The 18,964-nt window shown below is 63.7% G+C and carries 21 protein-coding genes; all 21 read right to left on the reverse strand.

The window, feature by feature from the left end; translation table 11 throughout:
* Nucleotides 1–2 precede the first annotated feature (2 nt).
* A complete protein-coding gene (locus BN3001_RS00325; RefSeq protein WP_235814992.1) occupies nt 3–995 on the reverse strand; it encodes a CobW family GTP-binding protein in 993 nt (330 codons plus the stop codon).
* Nucleotides 996–1,067: 72 nt separating this feature from the next.
* Nucleotides 1,068–2,126: an NAD(P)-dependent alcohol dehydrogenase gene (locus BN3001_RS00330; RefSeq protein WP_058269850.1), complete on the reverse strand. Its 1,059-nt coding sequence runs from the start codon at nt 2,124–2,126 to the stop codon at nt 1,068–1,070.
* Nucleotides 2,127–2,285: 159 nt separating this feature from the next.
* On the reverse strand, nt 2,286–2,972 hold the full coding sequence (locus BN3001_RS00335) for an ABC-2 transporter permease (protein ID WP_058269851.1): 687 nt from the start codon (nt 2,970–2,972) through the stop codon (nt 2,286–2,288).
* 40 nt (nt 2,973–3,012) lie between these two features.
* Nucleotides 3,013–3,966 carry an ABC transporter ATP-binding protein gene (locus BN3001_RS00340; RefSeq protein WP_058269852.1) on the reverse strand — a complete coding sequence of 318 codons (954 nt, stop codon included), beginning with the start codon at nt 3,964–3,966 and terminating at the stop codon, nt 3,013–3,015.
* Nucleotides 3,966–4,352, reverse strand: coding sequence for a GntR family transcriptional regulator (locus tag BN3001_RS00345; protein ID WP_058269853.1), 387 nt, complete (start codon nt 4,350–4,352; stop codon nt 3,966–3,968). The genes BN3001_RS00340 and BN3001_RS00345 overlap by 1 nt, the downstream gene beginning before the upstream one ends.
* Before the next feature lie 223 nt (nt 4,353–4,575).
* On the reverse strand, nt 4,576–4,890 hold the full coding sequence (locus tag BN3001_RS00350) for a DUF4298 domain-containing protein (protein ID WP_197407425.1): 315 nt from the start codon (nt 4,888–4,890) through the stop codon (nt 4,576–4,578).
* Between the two features lie 142 nt (nt 4,891–5,032).
* Entirely contained in the window at nt 5,033–6,478 is a 1,446-nt protein-coding gene (locus BN3001_RS00355) for a sensor histidine kinase (RefSeq protein WP_235814993.1), read from the reverse strand.
* The gene (locus BN3001_RS00360; protein WP_058269854.1) at nt 6,459–7,196 is read right to left on the reverse strand and encodes a response regulator transcription factor; all 738 of its coding nucleotides are present in this window, start codon (nt 7,194–7,196) and stop codon (nt 6,459–6,461) included. The genes BN3001_RS00355 and BN3001_RS00360 overlap by 20 nt, the downstream gene beginning before the upstream one ends.
* Nucleotides 7,197–7,214: 18 nt before the next feature.
* Nucleotides 7,215–7,763: a UBA domain-containing protein gene (locus BN3001_RS00365; protein WP_058269894.1), complete on the reverse strand. Its 549-nt coding sequence runs from the start codon at nt 7,761–7,763 to the stop codon at nt 7,215–7,217.
* A 143-nt stretch (nt 7,764–7,906) separates the two neighbouring features.
* The gene (locus tag BN3001_RS00370; protein WP_058269855.1) at nt 7,907–8,365 is read right to left on the reverse strand and encodes a PTS sugar transporter subunit IIA; all 459 of its coding nucleotides are present in this window, start codon (nt 8,363–8,365) and stop codon (nt 7,907–7,909) included.
* Between the two features lie 64 nt (nt 8,366–8,429).
* Nucleotides 8,430–9,308: an ROK family protein gene (locus tag BN3001_RS00375; protein ID WP_328585276.1), complete on the reverse strand. Its 879-nt coding sequence runs from the start codon at nt 9,306–9,308 to the stop codon at nt 8,430–8,432.
* 41 nt (nt 9,309–9,349) lie between these two features.
* The gene (locus BN3001_RS00380; RefSeq protein ID WP_058269856.1) at nt 9,350–10,252 is read right to left on the reverse strand and encodes a ketose-bisphosphate aldolase; all 903 of its coding nucleotides are present in this window, start codon (nt 10,250–10,252) and stop codon (nt 9,350–9,352) included.
* 52 nt (nt 10,253–10,304) lie between these two features.
* Nucleotides 10,305–11,162 (reverse strand): class II fructose-bisphosphate aldolase, encoded by an 858-nt coding sequence (locus BN3001_RS00385; protein WP_058269857.1) that lies wholly within the window; start codon nt 11,160–11,162, stop codon nt 10,305–10,307.
* A gap of 100 nt (nt 11,163–11,262) precedes the next feature.
* Nucleotides 11,263–12,363, reverse strand: coding sequence for a PTS fructose transporter subunit IIC (locus BN3001_RS00390; protein ID WP_235814994.1), 1,101 nt, complete (start codon nt 12,361–12,363; stop codon nt 11,263–11,265).
* A gap of 56 nt (nt 12,364–12,419) precedes the next feature.
* Nucleotides 12,420–12,818 (reverse strand): PTS fructose transporter subunit IIB, encoded by a 399-nt coding sequence (locus BN3001_RS00395; RefSeq protein WP_328585277.1) that lies wholly within the window; start codon nt 12,816–12,818, stop codon nt 12,420–12,422.
* A gap of 223 nt (nt 12,819–13,041) precedes the next feature.
* On the reverse strand, nt 13,042–13,914 hold the full coding sequence (locus BN3001_RS00400; RefSeq protein ID WP_058269859.1) for a MurR/RpiR family transcriptional regulator: 873 nt from the start codon (nt 13,912–13,914) through the stop codon (nt 13,042–13,044).
* Between the two features lie 275 nt (nt 13,915–14,189).
* Nucleotides 14,190–15,314, reverse strand: a complete 1,125-nt coding sequence (locus tag BN3001_RS00405; protein ID WP_058269860.1) for a DUF1648 domain-containing protein — start codon at nt 15,312–15,314, stop codon at nt 14,190–14,192.
* Entirely contained in the window at nt 15,311–15,721 is a 411-nt protein-coding gene (locus tag BN3001_RS00410; RefSeq protein ID WP_058269861.1) for a GntR family transcriptional regulator, read from the reverse strand. The genes BN3001_RS00405 and BN3001_RS00410 overlap by 4 nt, the downstream gene beginning before the upstream one ends.
* Nucleotides 15,722–15,964: 243 nt before the next feature.
* Nucleotides 15,965–16,753 (reverse strand): nucleoside/nucleotide kinase family protein, encoded by a 789-nt coding sequence (locus BN3001_RS00415; RefSeq protein ID WP_058269862.1) that lies wholly within the window; start codon nt 16,751–16,753, stop codon nt 15,965–15,967.
* Nucleotide 16,754: 1 nt separating this feature from the next.
* Nucleotides 16,755–17,690, reverse strand: coding sequence for a hypothetical protein (locus BN3001_RS00420; protein WP_058269863.1), 936 nt, complete (start codon nt 17,688–17,690; stop codon nt 16,755–16,757).
* 127 nt (nt 17,691–17,817) lie between these two features.
* Nucleotides 17,818–18,735 carry a magnesium transporter CorA family protein gene (locus tag BN3001_RS00425; RefSeq protein WP_058269864.1) on the reverse strand — a complete coding sequence of 306 codons (918 nt, stop codon included), beginning with the start codon at nt 18,733–18,735 and terminating at the stop codon, nt 17,818–17,820.
* Nucleotides 18,736–18,964 lie beyond the last annotated feature (229 nt).

Genomic DNA, 18,964 nt, shown 5'->3' on the forward strand with positions numbered 1-18,964 from the left:
TGTCACTCATGGTGGTGCTCGTGATCGTGGTGGTGCTCATGGCGAATCTCGGCAACGTCGCGCCACAGCGCGGGGACGAACACCTCCCGAAGCCAGCTCCTCTTTAGGTCGTCCCCGATGAAGACGCAGTGAGACTCCGTCGGGGCGTCGGAGGCCGCGGCGTCTCCCGTCACGGCCCAGGCCCGCTCCACGAGGTCAAAGCGAAGCCACTGGCCGCCGCAGGGCAGCGAGCCCTTGGCACGAGCCAGGTGGCCGAACACGCCCGCGGAAAGCGCGTCCAGCACCCACAGGAGATGCGACGGGGAGGGCAGCTCGGCATGGTCAAGCGCAAGCGTCTCGAGTTCGGGCGTCTCGTCAAGGGTCTCGTTCCCCTCGACCTTTGAGCGCGAGTCCCGCCCGCGCCTCCCATCTGCAGTCTCGAGGAGCGAGGCCCACCATGCGTCGGGCAGCTCCCCATAGGGGTGACCCACGACCTGCGCCTTGGGATTGAGCTCTCGCACGAGGGCGGCGACCGGATCGGCGTCATCCACCGCCCTGACCTTGGAGACGACGACCGTCCCCGCGGCCCTCAGCTGGTCGTCGAAGATCTCGCCCTGGCGGCGGCGCTGATTCTGCCACGACTGCGCGTCCACGATGGTCACCGGTGGCAAAAGCTCGATCCTCTCCCAGCTCACCTGCGTCAGGTTGTCCATCACGTTGCCGAGCTTCGCGACGCCCGTGGGTTCCACGACCAGGAACGTTGGGTCGAGCGTGTTGGAGATCGTGAGCACCGAGCTGGCGAAGTCCTGCTTGCCCGAGCAGCAGATGCAGTTCTCGACCGACTCCCAGACCTTGAGGTCGCTGTCGTCGCGCAGGCGTCGGGCGTCCACGTCAGCCTCGCCGTACTCGTTCTCGTAGATGACGACGTCCTGGCCCGTGCGCCTCACGAGCTCCTGGATGAACGTCGTCTTTCCCGCGCCGAGAAACCCGGATACGACCAGAATCCTCACGAGCACCCCCAGAGTCCTTGCCGTGCCACACAAAAAGGCGGGGCCGCCCCAGGGACGGCCCCGCCGCGCCGCCAAGAGCTAGTCGATGACGACGACCGGCTTGATGAGGTCGGCGGGCTTGTCCCTCATGAGGAACAGCGCCTCCTCGAGGTGATCCCAGCCGTGGAAGACGTGGGTGCACTCAGGGTGCAGGTCAAGACGGCCGGCGGTGACGAGGCTGGAGAGCTTTTCCATGCGCAGGCGCCCGCCAGGCATGAGACCGCCGCGGATGTCCTTGTGACCCATGCCGACGCCCCACTCGACGCGCGGGATGTTGATGTAGTCGCCCGAGCCGAGGTAGTTGACGTTGCCGATCTTGCCGCCGGGCTTGAGGGCCTTGACGGCAGGCTCAAAGGTCTCGACGGTGCCGCCGGCGATGCAGACGCGGTCCACGCCCTTGCCGCCGGTAAGCTCCATGACCTGCTCGTCGATGGGGCCGTCCTTGTACGAGATGAAGTCCGTCGCGCCATAGCCCTTGGCGGCCTCGATGCACACGGGGCGGGTGCCGACGGCGATGATGCGCGAGGCGCCGCGCAGGGCCGCGCCCGCGACGCTCATGAGGCCCACGGGGCCGATGCCGATGACCAGGACGGTGTCGCCCAGCTGGACGTCGGCGAGCTCGACGGCATGGAAGCCGGTGGGAACCATGTCGGACAGGATGCAGGCGTCTGCGGGGTCCATGCCCTCGGGCATGAGGGCGAGGTTGCCGTCGGCGTCGTTCACGTGGAAGTACTCGGAGAACACGCCATCCTTGAAGTTGGAGAACTTCCAGCCGGCGAGCATGCCACCGGAGTGCATGGAGTAGCCGGCCTGGGCCTCGAGGGAGTTCCAGTCGGGCGTGATGGCGGGAATGAGGACGCGGTCGCCGGGCTTGAAGTCCTTGACCTCGGAGCCCACCTCGACGACCTCGGCGGAGGCCTCGTGGCCCAGGATCATGTTGTGACGGTCGCCGATGGCACCCTCCCACAGCGTATGGACGTCAGAGGTGCAGATGGCGACGGCGAGCGGCTTGACGATGGCGTCGAGCGGACCGCACGCGGGCGTGTCCTTCTCGATCCAGCCGGACTCGCCAATTTTGAGCATGGCATAACCCTTCATGGAACACCCTCTTTCTGCTAGCTGACCATTGACGTTGCTGTCGGGAGGCCCCTCATGCGACGGCCTCCTCTGCCTTCACGCATTCTAACATGGGGGCGTGCAGGCGCGATGGTTGCCGCGGTGCACGACATGTCCCCGGGACACAAGGACGCGCGACCCTTACATGCTGCGCGTCTCGAACAGCCTCACCGAAACGAGGGCGCTCATGCCGTAGAGCGCGAGGGCGACGGCAAGCGCGAGGGCGACGGCGAGAGGCGGCGGGGCAGCCATCGGGGCAGTACGGTCTCCAAGGAGCGGCGCCAGCGTCGTAAAGCCCAATATGGGCAGCAGAAGCACCACCATGGAGGTGATGCGCGTTCCCTTGGTGACTCCCAGGCGCACGATGAGCGGCAGGAGCACGGACGCCGCCACGAGCAGGGACGTCATGGTGAGGCAGACCGAAACAAGAAGCTCCTCGGGCGAAAAGACAAGCGACGTGAGGCCGTCCAGGACCCCATGCGCGCCACCTAACGGAGACGCCAGGCAGACGACCGCAAGGGCCACGAGCGTGCATACGACCGCATCTGCCGCGACAACCACGAGCACACCCACATACCGACACAGCACCAGGTCGCGGCGGGAGCAGGGAAGCGTCATGCGAAACGGCCCCCATCCGCCGACCTCGTCATTGGCGAACACGCCATACATGTACAAGTAGGCGGCCATCGCGACGACGGTGGACGCCGCAACCGGCACGGAATGCGTGGTGGCAGCTATGAACCCGGCAACGACGACACCGGTGATCAGCGACTGCCTAAGCGGTCGCGCCATGACCGTCAGGTCAACGCAAAGTGCCCTTCCCACCATAGACCCCCTCGGCACGGGCGCGTTCATCTCATGTCCTCTTTCATCTCATGTCCTCTCGATGCAGGCTCCCTTGACGCGGACCCTCTCGTCGTGACCTCGTCGCGGCGTCTTGACTTACCGCGTCATCACCTCGCGGAACTCCCGTCAGGACGAGGGCAAGATACTCGTCCAGACTCGCACGGTCGATGTGAAGGCCCGGGCGCTCCCGTGCGACGCTGCGCCTGTTTGGCACCAGCACGTCCACGCTGTACTCGTTGTGACGCACGCGAATCCCAAGATCCATGATGTCGCCAAGCTCATCCGAACGGCAGCGCACAATGCCCGCGTCGTCGCAGATCGCGTCACGGTCAAGGTCGAAGAGGATATGCCCCTCATCCAGACAGGCCACTCGGTCGGCGACGCGCTCGAGGTCGGACGTGATGTGACTCGAAAGCAGCACGCCGCCCCCCTCCGTCGTCATGAAGTCGCGAATCAGGTCAAGCGCCTCCCCGCGAGCGATGGGATCGAGTCCCGCCGTCGCCTCGTCCAGCAGGAGCAGACGGGGGCGATGGGCAAGGGCAAACGCCAGCGAAAGCTTCATGCCCATGCCGCGCGAGAGGCCCTTGACCTGCTTGTCAAGGCCCAGGCCAAGGTCATGGCACAGGCGGTCAAATTCTCGGCCGTCCCAGTCCTGATAGACGGCCCGACCGATTCGTGCGACGTCCTCGACGCGCGTCTCTCCCGCAAAGGGGCAGCTGTCGGGAACAAAGCCCACCTTGTCACGAGCTGCGGCAAAGGCGGTCGAGCGGGCGTCGGCGCGCACGCCCAGGACCTCCGCGGTGCCGGCGTCAGGAAGCACCACGCCCAGCAGGAGCCTGATGAGGGTGGTCTTGCCGGAACCGTTTCTGCCCACCAGCCCCAGGACCATGCCCTCCTCCAAGGAGAGGTCCACCTGATCGAGCACGAAGTCGCCATAGCGCTTGGTCAGCCCCCGCGTGCAGAAAAGACGTGCCATCATATCTCCTCTCGTGGTGCGTCAGCGAGTAGGTCGAGCATCTGATGCAGCTCCTCAGGGTCGATGCCCGCGCTCAGGGCCTGGTCAAGCGCCTGGGAAAGAAGGCTCTCGACCTGGCGCCGACGCCCCTCGAACAACAGCTCGCGGTTGCCGCGGGCCACGAAGCTCCCCTTGCCCTGGACCGTGTCGATGAAGCCCTGGCGCTCAAGCTCCGCATAGGCCCGCTTTGTCGTGATGACGCTGATGCGCAGGGAGTTCGCAAGCGAGCGGATGGAGGGGAGCAGCTCGCCCTCGCTCAGCTCGCCGGCAAGGATGGCGTCTCGAAGCTGCGAGGCGACCTGCTCGTAGATGGGCTGGTCACTCGCGTTTGAGATGATGAGGTTCACGCGCACCCCCTGGTTTCGCTCCCGTCACACGAATGTATATATACACTATATACAGTTGTGACCGAGCGGTCAACGCACGCCTACGAAAGCCGACGCCCGGCACTGGCAGAATCGTTCTGGGAGTTCCCTGCGGTTTTGCCCGGGGATAGATGACTGCGTCATGGGGCATGAAGCCCGAGGCGCTAAGGGCGAGGTATGACCGCACGGGCGCGGCGCGCCCCCATCAGCGGTCGCGAATGACGACCGTCGCCAGCTCCAGCATGCGTATGGCCAGCTCGACGTTCTCTCCCATGAGGTCAAAGACGGCGTCCTCGGAGAGCACGCCGCGAGGGAGGTCGTCGGGGAGAAGCCCCTCGTTGTCGGCGGCGACGTCCTGCATGTAGCCACCCTCGACATAGTAGTCCCTGAGCAGCGGATAGGACTTCTGGCTGCGCTCAAATTCGTCCAGCGCCGCAGCGAGGCCGGCGGCCGCGGCGGCATGTGAGTTGAGGATGGACTCCATCTTCGTGATGCGATCTATGCGCTCAGCCGTGTCCAAGGTGCCGTCCTTTCAAACGAAGGCGTCCTCCGGTGGGTGACGAGTCGTGCCCGTCAGGCGAATCATAGCGGAGCATGCGGACGTGTGCGTCTGTCAAGCCGGGACGCGCGCGCCATGGACGCGGGTAGAGGGCCCCTCCCCTCTACCCCTGACGAGGCAGATACATGGTGAAGCACGACCCCACGCCCTCGCGAGACACCAGGCCGATGCTGCCCCCGTGCCTCTCGACGATCCACTTGGCGATGGAAAGCCCCAGACCCGACCCGTGCTGGCGGGAGTCGCGCACGTTCTCCGCCCGGTAGAAGCGATCAAAGACATGCGTCGCCGACGCCTGGGTCATGCCGATGCCCTCGTCCCTCACCCGGAGCAAGACGCCGTCCCCATGGGCAACGTGACCCGCCCCCGTCGCGTCCGCACTTGACGCACCTGCGCCCGTCGCGCCCGCGCCCGCGACGTCCACGTCCAGGGAGATGCACGAGCCCGCGGAGGAGTACTTGCGGGCGTTCTGCACCAGGATTCGCAGGCACTGCTTGACCATCGCCACGTCCACGACGGCCTCAAAGGAGGCGTCAGCGCACGCGGCGTCACCAAACTCGCGGCTGTACTCATGCTCGGCGTCTATCATCCGCGATTCCTCCCACACCTCGCGGGCAAGCGAGGCGAGGTTGGCGCGCACGAGGTTGAGGTCGTTTCTGCCCGAGTCGCCCCGAGCCAGGAACAGCAGCTGCTCCACCAGCTCCTGCATGTGGGCGCTCTCCTGCTTGAGGGCATGGATGGACTCGTCCAGCACCTCCGGGTCGGACTTTCCCCATCGGTCGAGCATGTTTACGTATCCCTGAACCACGGCTATGGGCGTGCGCAGCTCGTGGCTCGCGTCATTGACAAAGCGCATCTGCTGGAGCTTGGCCTCGTGCATCCTGCGCAACAGACCGTTAAGCGCCACCTCGATGCTCGCGAGGTCCTGGTCGCCCGTTGACACGCGGGGCTCGTCCACGCTCGCCCGGTCTATGGCCTGCTCAAGCGTCTGGATCTGGCTGCCTCCCAGACTGCCGGCCCGCCCCAGCTCCTCTGCTCGCAGAGCCAGGTCGTTGAGGGGGGCGAGCGCCCGCCGCACGCGGCGCTGCTCGTCAAAGAAGCCCAGCAGGCCCAGCGCTTCCACCGTGCCGACCACCACGGCGAGCGGCCAGAGGTCAAGAAGGTCGGCACCAAGCGGAAACGAGCGCGCCGCAGCCGGCGGCACGGTGACGACGTAGCGCAGATCGGCGGGGTTGGCGCGGTTTGGCATGCTCGCCGTCACGCTGACGCCATCCGCCGGCGCCAGCAAGAGCGGGCCCCAAAAGCTCCCCGACGGGAGCTGGTCATTGTAGCCATGAATCAGGATGACGCTGGCGCAGGCGAGCAGCAGCAGGTCAAAAAGGAGGTAGCCAACCAGCCGCCGCCACCAGTATCCCCAACTTATGGCCCAGGCCGTGGACGAGAAGCGCCCGGTCGCGCGACCGGGCCGACCAAAGCGGGCGGGCACGGCGGCCGTACGCGTACGCGCGCCCTCGCCCTCGCCGCGCATCCCGTCAGACCTCACGAATGACATAGCCAACCCCTCGAACCGTGGAAATGAGGCTCGAGTCACAGCCGGCGGCGGCGAGCTTGGCGCGCAGGTGGGCGATGTGCACGTCCACGTTGTTGGTCTCGCCGACGAACTCGTAGCCTAGCGCCTCCGTCGCAAGGCGCTCGCGGCTCACCACGACGCCCACGCGCTCCAGGAGCACTCTGAGCACCTCAAACTCACGATTGGTCAGCTCGACGAGATGTCCCAGGGCGCGGACCTCCCGCCGCTCCACGTCAAGCGACAGACGTGCGGGAGCGGGGGCAAAGACGGGCCCGTCGCCCTGCGCCGCCCCCGCCGAGGCGCCTGCGCCCACCGAAGGCGAAGCGGGGTGCGCGGGGGTCTCGTGCCGCCTGAGCGCCAGGCGGATGCGAGCGAGCAGCTCCTCGATGGCAAAGGGCTTCGTGACGTAATCGTCGGCCCCGGCGTCGAGGCCGGCGACTTTGTCCATCACGGCGTCACGGGCCGTCAGGAGGATGATGGGCGTCTCCTTGGCCTTGCGCAGACGCCTGAGCACCTCCATGCCGTTAAGCCCCGGCAGAAGGACGTCAAGCAGGATGAGGTCGTAGTCGCCGGCCAGGGCAAGGTCCAGCCCCGCCCTGCCGTCCGTCGCCTTGTCCACGTCATAGCCCTCGTGCGTCAGCTCAAGCTCGACGAAGCGCGCGATTCTCTCCTCGTCCTCGACGACCAGAATCCTGGTCATGAGAGCTATGCCAGCCCGTTAGTCATGGTTGCCCGTCACATCCCTCTTGATGGTCGTGACGGCGTCCGCGGCCTTGCCCATGGCATCGTTCACGTCCACGGTGACGCGCTCGACGCCCTCCAGGCGGTACCGCACGTCAAAGAACAGCCCCAGGATGAGAAGCCAGATGGTGGCTCCCCATAGGAAGATGCCAATGACGGGAACGAGCACGGGCACATTGACGATGTCCTCCTTATGGCGCGTCGCGATGAACTTGGTGCGCAGTCCCTTGCGCAGCAGGCGCTTGATGACCTTCCATGCGCCACCGACGTGCCCGGAGAAGTCAGACTTGCTGCTTGACGCCCGATAGGCGCTCTGCGCAGCGATCATCTCGGCGGAGACGGGCGTCTCGGCCTCGCTGTCGGCGGTGGCGTAGCTCGCCGAGCGCGGCGCCGTCTTGCCCGCGCGCTCAAGCCAGATGATGGCGTCGAGCACATCGCCGCCCGTCATCTCGAGGGCGTTCTTGGCGTCTCCATAGCTGACGTCGCACTTTTCGCGCACGAGCTCAACCTTGTCAATCAGTTCCATGGCCACGAGCCTCCCTGAACCAAGAAGGACGCCTGTCGTCCTTGCTGATGCCATGGTCCGACATAAAGATTAAGCGATTCTTGGGAGAGAGTTAAGAACGCATGACGTTTTTTTTGCTGACGAGGCAACGGCGGCGCCTGCCGTCACTCCTCTTCCAGCCGCTCGTTGATGGCACGCACGATTGCCTCGGCGTCATCGGCATCGCGCAGCAGGGACTTGAAGTCGTCGTCCATGAGAAGGACGGCCGTCTTGGAGAGCAGCTTGATATGCGTGGTACCCGCCTCGCCGTCAGGCACCAGAAGGGCGACGCAGATGTCAACGGGCTGCTCGTCAAAGGACGGCCAGACGAGTTTTGACCCGTTCTTGTAGACGATAATCGTCGCCGCCGTAATCGCCGACGATTTGGCATGAGGGATGGCGAACCCCTCCATCATGCCCGTGGGACCCATGTCCTCCCGCTGGAGGAAGGACCGATAGACCGCGTCAGAATTGCTGGTCACCCCAAGTTCGCAGGCCTTGTCGGCCAGGTCGCGCAGCACTTCGTCCCTGCTGGCGGCGTGCCGGCCCAGCATGACGTTCTCAACACCGATGAACCCTGCCATGCACGTACCTCCTACATCGCCCTCCTGGCATACGGCCCCTCCACGCATGAGACCTTCCGCATGTTCAATCGCCCCGAAGCGCTCTCCTACCCAACTCCAGCGCCCCCAGGATGCCCTGATCTCCTGCGCAGCCCGACGGGACGATATACGTGTCGAGGTCCTCGATCTCGGGCGTTCTGACATATCCGGCCAGAATACTTGACATGCCGGCACGTATCAGGGGGAACAGCTGAAGTTGGCTCATGACGCCGCCCCCGAGAACTATCCGTCGCGGGGCATAGCAGAGGACGTAAGTCGCAAGACCTTGCGCCAGATATGCCGCCTCAAGTTCCCAGACGTCATCCCTGCCTTCCAAATCGGCGGCAGGCCTGCCCCACCTGCTCTCAATGGAGGGGCCCGAAGCAAGCCCCTCAAGACAGCTCGGATGGTAAGGGCAGACGCTTGGCAAGCCGTCGCCCTCCATGCGCGTTACGGGGATGTGTCCTGCCTCGGCGTGAAGCATCCCATGCAGAAGCTTGCCGTCCACGAGCACGCCAGCGCCGATGCCAGTGCCGACCGTCACATACACCAGGCAGTCCAGGCCCTTGCCGGCACCATACGTCGCCTCGCCCAAGCAGGCGGCGTTGACGTCAGTGTCATACCCTACCGGAACGTTCAAGTCGGCAGCCAACGCCCCCCGAAAGTCAACGTGCCGCCAGGCGACCTTGGGCGTCTCCAGCACGTAGCCAAAGGACGCGTCGGAAGGATTCACGCACGTCGGACCAAACGCACCGACGCCCAGGGCATCTATGGAGCGCCCGGAAAACCACTCGACCATCCGGGCAATCGACGAGGCGGGGTCGGTCGTCGGAAACGCAGTCCGCTCAAGAATGTCGCCGTCCTCGGTGCCCACGGCAAGCACCATCTTGGTGCCGCCCGCTTCGATGGCTCCTATCCTCGACACGCCGACCACTCCCCTCAACTGACGCGACTCAAACGAGACGATTACGCAAGCCCCTGACGCCACGGGGAGATACCCGCCTCGCGGAACAATGCCGCCTTGCCCACGCTGTCAAATAGGCGCATCTTCTGCGCGAGCACCCGCTTGCCCGCCTCGATGCACGCCGGGAAGAGGTTGTTGGGATCCCATCCCGAATCAGGACGCTGAAGAATCTCACGGGCTGCGACAAAAAATGCGCTCTTGTAGTCCGACGAGATGTTCACCTTCTGAATGCCGATGCGCACCGCCTCGGCAATCTCCTCGTCAGGGTTGCCTGAGCCGCCATGCAGCACCAGCGGGACGTCAACGACCTCCTTGATCTTTTTGAGGACGTCCATGCGAAGCTTGGGAGTGACGCCCTTGGGATACAGGCCGTGACAGGTTCCGATGGCGACGGCAAGCGAGTCAACGCCCGTGCGCTCCACAAAGGCCTTCGCGTCGTCGGGGTCGGTGTATGTGACCTCCGTCATGCCACCCTCAATCGTGGTGCCAGTAGTTCCAATGGTGCCCAGCTCGCCCTCGACGGACACGTCGAGCATGTGGCAATACCGCACGACCTCGGACGTCTTGGCGACATTCTCCTCAAACGGGAGAAGCGAGCCGTCAATCATGACCGAGCTGAACCCGTCATGGACGGCGCGCATGACGGATTCGATGGAGTCACCATGATCCATGTGCAGGACGAAGGGAACATGGCTGCTCGAGATGCGGGCGACCATGTACCGTGCGAACTCGTCCTTGCAATAGTCAAGCTCCGTCGGATGAACCGCGATGATGGCAGGCGAGTCATTCTCTTCGGCGGCCTCGACGACCGTGCGGAACAGGTTTGACTCAGAGACGTTGTAGGCCCCGACGGCAAAGCCCTTGCTCTTTGCGACCCCCAGCAGAGTGCTCATGTTCACAAGCATCGTTATCACCTTTCAGTGGACGTGGTCTCCCTCGACGGCAGGCAAGACGCGCCTACCATGCCTTACCCTTGGAGCCCGCGAGCTCGATATAGCTCTGGACGACCTTGGAGGCCTCGAGATAGGCCCTGTGCAGAAGCTCCGGATACTCTATGTCGGGATCAGTCTGCAGGGCCTTCGCGACGAAGTCGCGCTGCGCAATCATGTAGTCGGTGCCGACGTTGATCTTGTTGATGCCGCACGCGATGGCCCGGCGGATGTTCTCCGCACCCGAACCCGAACCGCCGTGCAGCACCAGAGGCACGTCAGTCGCGCTCCTGATCGCCTCGACGATCTCAAAGTGAAACGTCGGCACATACCCCTGGGGATAGTCACCGTGAGTGGAACCAAAGGACACCGCCAGGGCATCGACGCCTGTCTTCTGGATGAACTCTATGGCCACGTCGGGGTTGGTGTACATGGCCGCCTCGGTAAATCCGGCACCCGTGCCCACGAGTCCCATGCTGCCGACCTCCGCCTCGACGCTTGCGCCGAACTCCTGGGCAAACTCGACGATTGACCTCGTGATTCTCACGTTTTCCTCAAACGCGTGCCCCGACGCGTCAATCATGACGCTGGAGAACCCCTCATGCAGGCAGCGCTTCAGGTGCGCGACGTCGCTGCCATGGTCAAGGTTGATGGCGACGGGAACGGGAGCCTCCTGGGCCATGCGAATGATCGGGCGCGTGAGGACGTCGCAGTCAAAGTAGGCTTTCACATGGTCCTGGAGCAAGTCTATGATGATGGGCGAGCGCATTTCGGTGGCGGCATGGATGATGCCGGCCGCAGACTCAAGGTCGAAGGCGTTGATCGCCATGACGGCATAGCCTTCCTGACGTGCCTTCTGGAGCATTCCGCGCATTGACTCATACATGCTTCCGCACCCTTCATGGTCGTTGTGAGGCAGTCAACGTGGTATCGGGCCAGGCCCTTCGTGCGGCGTGCGCCGCCACCTGCGGCGCACGCCCGACGCACTAGGAGAAGCTCAATCCGGAGAGGTCAACCTCCTCCTCTTCCTTCTCGGTCCCGAGATCGTCAATCTCCTCGGGCTTGAGAGGCTTCTTGATCAGAAGCAGGATGACTGCGGTGACGAGCGAGCCCGCGAAGAGCGCCACGAGCGCCCAGCCGGGATTGGTCATGGCCGGCACGACGAACATGCCACCGGAAGGCACCATGGACTCGACGCCCATGGAGAAGGCGATGGCGCCGCACGTCGCGTCACCCAGCGCGGTGGCGATGACGGTACGAACGAGGTCGTTCATCGCGATGGGGATGACGCCCTCGGTAATCATGCAGACGCCCATAGGGAACGCGACCTTAACGTTCTCGACCTCGGAAGCCTTGAAGATGGGCTTCTTGAGGAGGCGCGACAGCACCAGGGCGAGCGTGACGCCAAAGGGAGGAACCATGGAGCCCAGGACCTTCACGGCCTCGGGTCCATAGATGCCGTCTGCCATCATGCCGTCACAGATGAGGTTGGGAACCTTGGAGATTGCTCCGCCATAGTCAAGGTGCTGGATGAAACCGAGGATGAAGCCGTACATGACCTTCTGGCTCTGGTCGAGCCCCGTGATGAAGGCAGTCAGGGCGCCGGTGAGCGCGGCGATGGGGCCGCCCAGGACGAAGACCATGATGACGCCGGCGACGATCGCCGTGATCGTGGGGATGATCATCATCGGCATGAGCGCCTCCGCCCACGAGGGCACCTTGAGGTACGTCTCAAGCACGAGGGCGACATAGCCCGCAATGAGGCCGCCGATCATGCCTCCGAGAAAGCCCGCCCCCAAGAACGAGGCGACCTGCCCCATGAGGAAACCGGGGGCAAGGCCGGGACGGTCGGCGATCGCATAGGCGATGTAGCCCGCGATGAAGGAGGGAAGCAGGCCCATGCCAAAGACGCCGATCGTGGTGAGGGCGTCAGGAATGGTCATCCCGGTGAGCTCCGTGACGTTTTGCCCACCGGTCAGATTGCCAATCGCTATGAGAAGTCCGGATGCGACGACGAGTGGGAGAAGGTAGCTAATTGCGGTAAGGACGGGTGCCTTGATGCCAACCCTTTTCATCTTTGATGCCATAACGCGACTCCTTTGAACAAACAGTCTTATGCAAGCGCCCGGGCACGCTATGTGACCTAGGCGTCCCTCTCGAGTTCCTCATGTATCTTGCGAATGATCTGCTTGGGGGCCTTGATCGCGAGGCCGGTGGGTATCTTCATGACCTTCTTGCCCTTAAAGCGGTCGGTCCCCTCCACATGGACGTCAACGCACAAGAGCACGCAATCCGCTGCGGCGATTTGCTCGGGAGTGAGCTCGTCTTCCACGCCGATAGTGCCTTGGGTTTCAAGGTGAATTTCGTCGCCCGCAGCTTGAGCGGCATCCACTATCGCCTTCTTCGCCATGTAGGTATGAGCGATGCCGCTGCAACACGCGCAAATGCCCACTATCCTCATACGCACTCCCCTTCCCCCTCGTTGACGGTCACGCGGCGTTCCACATCTTCTCATGTGGTGGAACGTTTTTCCATGATACATATTTATTTGAAACACAATTCCTTTTAGTGCAATGCCCCTGTAATCGGTAGAGATACTGCGGCGAGTGGCATAGTTCTTTGCATGACCTGCCAGTAAATTCCTCTTTTTTGAAACAAGTGAAAACTCATTTCATTACTGTTTTACCTGGTATAAAGAGAGCGGAATTCCGCTCAAGACGGGGCAATCCACGTCGTACAAAAAATGGCGTCAGGATGTTTCAGCGCTAGCAGAGCGTCGGCGTTGACTCCTTGTCCCGGCCCAGGCTCTTCTGCTCGAGGCGCGCCAGGCCACGCGCGCTCTTCCAAGTCGTGAGCAGGAAGATGAAGATCGTCTCCACCAGAAAGTCCTCTGCCATATGCGTCGAGAACTGCCCGCCCGTCAAAATCTGATCGCGTGTCACCGAGGTCAGCTGCACATTTGAACGCTGCGCAAGCTCAGACCCAGGATTTGAGGTGAGGAAGACGATTGGCGTCCCGCTGTCCTCCGCGTTGTCAACTATCGTCTCAAGCCGCCGCGAATATCCTGAGGCAGAAACGACAAACAGAAGGTCGCTTCTCCTTAGCGACAGGGAGGACAGAATCATCTCCTCCGTCGTTGCGGGACAATGCGCCCGAATGCCAATCTGCCCCAGCTTGAATGAGAAGTTTGAGCAGACGGGAATCGAGTTTCCCACCGCAGCGAACAAAATGGTGTCTGACTCCATGATTAGGTTGACGACCTGGCAAATCTGCGCTTCTTTTAGACGAGCCGCCGTCCCAGCAAGCTCCTGGATACGATTTTCAAGGACATAGGACACGGACGCCTCGATGTTGTCCATCGACACCTCAGAGACGTTCTCCCCCGTCTCGGCAGCGGTCCCCGTCTGTTCGCTTGCGATTGCCAGCCGTAAGTCCGAAAAGCTCTCAAACCCGATGTGTCGCACGAAACGCGAGACGGTAGCACTTGACGTTCCGCTTCCCTGGGCGATTTCTCGAACGGAAAGGCGAGTCACGTCAGCCGTATGCTGCACGATGAAATCCGCGACTTTTCGCTCAGTCTCGGAAAGGGACTCATAATGCGCGAGAACCTTATCGATGGCGCTCCTCCACTCAACCATGACCCTTCCCATCCACTGAACGCCGCAGACATGCTATCGACATCAGGTCGTCTCACGTATTGGAATTTTTTTTCATAGTACACCGTTTATTGAAACTCTTGGCATGAGCGAGAAGGCACGTCCACTAGCGTCCATATTCTCCCTTCCAGTGGCACAGAGGCGGCAGATGCCACGCCAAAGTCGAGAACTGCCCATCCTGCGATACAAGAAGGGCGCGACCTCATATGGTCGCGCCCTCAAAGGCGCACATCCCCACAGAATCACACAACAACGCCTCAGCCCTGCCCCGACCAGGCGAGTGCCAGCGACGTCAGCATCACGACAATCAACAGCGCGATCAGGAGCGCCCCGGCGGGACGCGCCAGGTTGACGGTCCATCCCACCCCAAAGCGCTTGGGAACGAAGACGCTCGGATCGTCGGGGTTCCAGTACAGAATGCCACCCTTCCAGCGCGCGTCCTCGGCGTCGGAGGGCATGTCGGGAGCAGCCGTCATGCCGAGCTCTGCACCCATGCGCCGCGCCAGGCGAGAGCCGCCCTGTCCGTAGTAGATCGCGATGGCCACCTGCGCCACGACGATCGCCACCGCAAGCACCACCGTGAGCGCACCCGCGTCACAGAGGCTAATGACACCCAAAAGCGCAAGGTAGAAGCCCATGCCCTCAAACAGGGTGAGCGCCAGGCCGCAGACGAGCAGCGTGACCGACTCCGCCCGGGCGAAGGCCCCGTAGGCATAGGCCGAGACGGACGGAGCCGCAGGGTCTACGGGCCGTCGAGACCGCACGATGATCATGGACGAGCAGGCCATGACCGCAGCGGTGACAGCGGCCAGCACCACCGGAAAGAAGACGGCGTGAGGGGACTTTGGCTCCCAGCTGTCCACGATGCCGTCAAGCCCCGCATGCATGGGAAGCATGTCCGGGAAGCGCCCGTAATTGATGGCGCCAAACGCAGCCAGGCCGAGGATGGCCGGTAGGTAGAGGAGGTTGGTCCATGACGGCAGAGGCTGGGGCGCGTCTTCGACGACCGAGGCCATGCGAACATCCTGACGTGCCGACCAGCCTCGGTCCAGCTTGAGGGCGCGAACGCGACGACGCAGGGCGAGCATGAGCGCCACGGACGCCAAGATTGGCACGAAGGGTCCCGTCAGAATGACGGCAGGCAACGACGACGCACCCGCCACCAGCAGGGACACCGCGCCACCCACGACGCAGGCCAGCGTCACGACGAGCATCACGGCGGCATAGCCGCGACGGTAGCGCACGACGGAAGGGGCGTGCACGGCGGAGCGCGGGATGGTGATGGTAAAGCATTCCGTAGGCGGGACGACCCAGGGCACGATGGCCAAGGCTGCGCCGATAAGCACGACAGGCACGCAGGCAAGAGCTACGAAAAGGGTCATGACGTCTTTCCTCCCCTGGTAAAGGCAGCCTGCGCCGCCTCGGTCACAAGACGAACGAACGCCTCCTGGTCACCGCCGCTGGCGCGCCACTCAGTGGCAAGACGCCCGACGAGGGCGCTGGCCTTGCGCGCCTGCGCGGAGGTTGGCTCGGCGACGGGGCCAGGGCCCGGCACGTCCGCAACCAGCGCCCCTTGACGACCGCGCATGACCACGAAGCCCTCGTCGCGCAGGACCGCATAAGCACGATTGACGGTGTGCAGGTTGACGCCCAGATCGCTGGCGAGCGTGCGGACGCTCGGCAGGCGGTCCTGGGGCTGAAGCTCTCCCGACGCGATGCCGGCGACTATCTGGTCTCGTATCTGCAGGTAGACCGGTCGTTCCTTGAACTTGTCAATGCCCAGGAACATATGACCTCCCCTCTCGTGCCTCGCCGTCGGTCCAAGTCCGGCGACGCTTTTTTTGTTATATGTGTACTATAACACTTACAACAGATGAGGCAAGAAGCATGATTTTCGGCAGGGCACACGGCGGCGCCGGCGGTCAAGAGGCCGTGAGAAAGCGCGACGGCGCAAAGGCACATGGAGCGCGCGGCGCGGCACACCGCCCAACGGACGGGCCGCACGGCGCAACAAGCAAGGCCGGCACGAGGCCTAGGGAAGCACCCAGCGCACGTCACCCTCGCCCACCAGGTCAAGCGTGACGTCCGCCTCGCCATGGGCGTCTAGGATGCGCCGGACGTTGGGGCCGTCGACGCGGCGATAGTGGTCGAGCGCCTCGGCGGGCGTGAGGCCTCCTTTGACCTTGCGACGCACCAGGCGGTCGCGCAGCTGTTCCTCCGAGGCGCGCAAAAACACGGCATCGTCACACAGAAGTCGCAGGTCGCGCCAGCCAGGCTCGTCCAGAAGCAGCCAGTTGCCCTCGACGAGGACCACGTCGCCCACGATGGGCACGGCATCTGCGACCACGTCATGGATGCGCCGGTCATAGCGAGGCCACGGCTCGCGCGACCCCGCGCGAAGACGACGCAGGGTGCCCGTCAGACCCGCAAGGTCAAAGGACTCGGGCGCCCCCTTGATGGCGGCAAGGCACACGGGCCCCATGCCTTGCGGCATCGTCACCGCATGCGACGAGAGGTATGCCTGCGCATGATGGAAACCGTCCATGCCCAGGCACTGCAGGCCCTCGCAACATCCCGCGTCGCCAGCCAGCCTCACGAGGAATTGACCCAGCGTGCTCTTGCCCGCGCCCGGCGGAGCGCATAGGAATACCACCAGGGGGCGCTCCCCTTTGGCGTCTTCGCATGGTCTGACCGCAAGACGCAGGTTTTCCCAGCGCCGCAGCAGGCGCATGAGCACCGCATTCACGCAGCCCACCGAAAATGACGCCGGATAGGAAAAGCCGTTCACCTCGAGCTCGTAGGAGAGGGCGGCGGCGCCCACGCTAGGCCCTTTTTCCCGGAAGCTCATGGGGCCGTGCGACGGGCGCTGCCGCTCGCGCGCCAAGAGCGCTGGTCAGCGCCAGTTTCACGATGTAGAGAGCGGCCAAGGGCACGAGGACGGGAATGACGAGGGTGGTCACGGCCATGACGGCCAGGCTCTCCACGAAGGCGCTGAGCTTGTCCTGCGCCCAGGTGGTAACGTTGCCAACCGCGCTGGCGGCGTCTCCCACCGCCGAGACGGCACCGTTGACGGCGCCGGAAAGCTGCCCCACCAGGTCTTGCGGGACGTTATCGCCCGAGCCGGTCGAGCCCTCAGCGGCGGGAGCCTCGGCCGTCGTCTGGCTGACGGACTCTATGGCGGCGTTGATCGACTCGTCATAGGTCTCCTGGATCTTGTCGGTCAGCATGACCGTGGCCGGGATGGAGCCCCAGACGACGACGCCGATGAGGACCAGGTGCACCGAGAAGGCAAAGAGGATGCCCTTCCATTGGTTGTGCCTGGGAAGCAGGACGGACAGCGCCCCCATCGCGCAGCAGATCGGGATGATGATCCCAAAGACCACAAAGCCCAGCGTCGTCAGGAGGTACTTTTCCAGAAGGATGGCGCCCAGGATGATGGTGAAGTCCTTGCTGAACCCCGCCAGCTGGTCCGAGATGGCGCTCCCCGCGTCGCCGGGGGCGAGCGAGATGGCCGTCGACGCGACGGCAGACGAGACGGACAGGCCCATGACCGTGCCCTTCTTCTGGTCGAGCACCTCGATCTGGTGGGCATAGGTCTGGGGCGTCGAGAACGTCCTGGCAAGCGCCGTGACGGAAAGGACCGCAAGCAGGAGCAGGACGACGACGCTCGCCAGCTGGGCTCGCGAGAACCTCGGGCGCCTGTCCGGCTCGACCCTCTCATGACGCGCAATCTGGTCGGCTCTCTCGATCGTGTCCATGGCTACCTCCGCCTCTCCTGACGCACGATGCGCTCCACCCGCGAACTCAAAAGCTTCAAGGACCTGGCCCTGCCCCGCCAACGTGGCGCTCACGCCTATGGGGCACGTCCGCGCTTCCCTTTGACCCCTACAGCCACCCGCGGCGCTTGAAGTACCCATAGCAGCCCAGCACGATGACGACCGACGTCAGGACCACCAGGGGATACCCCCACTCCCAGTCGAGCTCGGGCATGTTACGAAAGTTCATGCCGTACCAGCCCACGATGAGCGTGAGCGGGGCAAAGATGGCCGTGACCACCGTGAGCACGGTGACGATGTGGTTCTGCTGCACGTCCAGGTGCATCTTGTAGAGGTCGCGCATCTGGAGGGCCTGGTCGCGCAGGGTGGCCGCCTGGTCGTGCATCTTGTCCAGCCGACCGTACGCGACACGAAAGTAGCGCAGGTCCTTCTCGGGAAAGAAGCCGTTCTCGTTGGCCATGAGCACGCCCATGAGGTCCATGAGGTGGTCATAGTGGTCGCTCAGGTCTCGCAGCTCGCCGCGCATCTCGTTGATGCGTCGCGACGCGTGGGGCGCGGTGCCGTCCATGATGGCGATCTCCATGTGGTCGAGCTCGCGCTCGTACTCACGCAGCAGCTCGGCGTCTCCGCGCACGATCCTGGTGACGAAGGCCGAGAAGAAGCGTGCCAGGCTGGGGTCGCGCCACCGCCGAATGCCTGACATGTCCCTTACGAGCCGCTCTGCGGTAAGGGCCGTGTCGATGAAGACGATGCCCTTCTCGTCCATGGCGAAGGCAAAGCAGGCCTCCGGGCCGTCGGGGTCGGCGCGGTCCGGGATGAAGATGGTGCCCGTGATCGAGTCGTAATTTGCCTCAGCCTGCGTGTCAAACACGGCCGTGACGTCCGGCTCGAAGTCTATGCCCATGTCAAAGTCATGCTCGCGGCGACGCCACTCCTCGGGCGTGAGGATCGCCACGAACTGACGCCCGTCCGAGAGAAGCTCGGACTCGTCGCACTCCACGAGCGTCTCGTCGATGAGGTAGAACATGGCGACTCCCTAGGCTGCGCGCATGTCAGACGCACACAATCCTACCCTAGCTCCGTCGCACGTGCAGACGAAACGGCGCCCGCCTTGCGGCGTACCGCTGAGCGCCCCGCATCCTCATCTCACGGCCGGACCAGGGCCAATACAATACGTCTTAGGTAAGCTGTATGTAATGTCCGCATAAGCAGCTGTGCATGCGACCGGACGCGTGGCAACACCAAGCAGAAGATGT

Source organism: Olsenella massiliensis (genome assembly GCF_001457795.1).
In the GTDB taxonomy this organism is placed as follows: Bacteria; Actinomycetota; Coriobacteriia; order Coriobacteriales; family Atopobiaceae; genus Olsenella_F; species Olsenella_F massiliensis.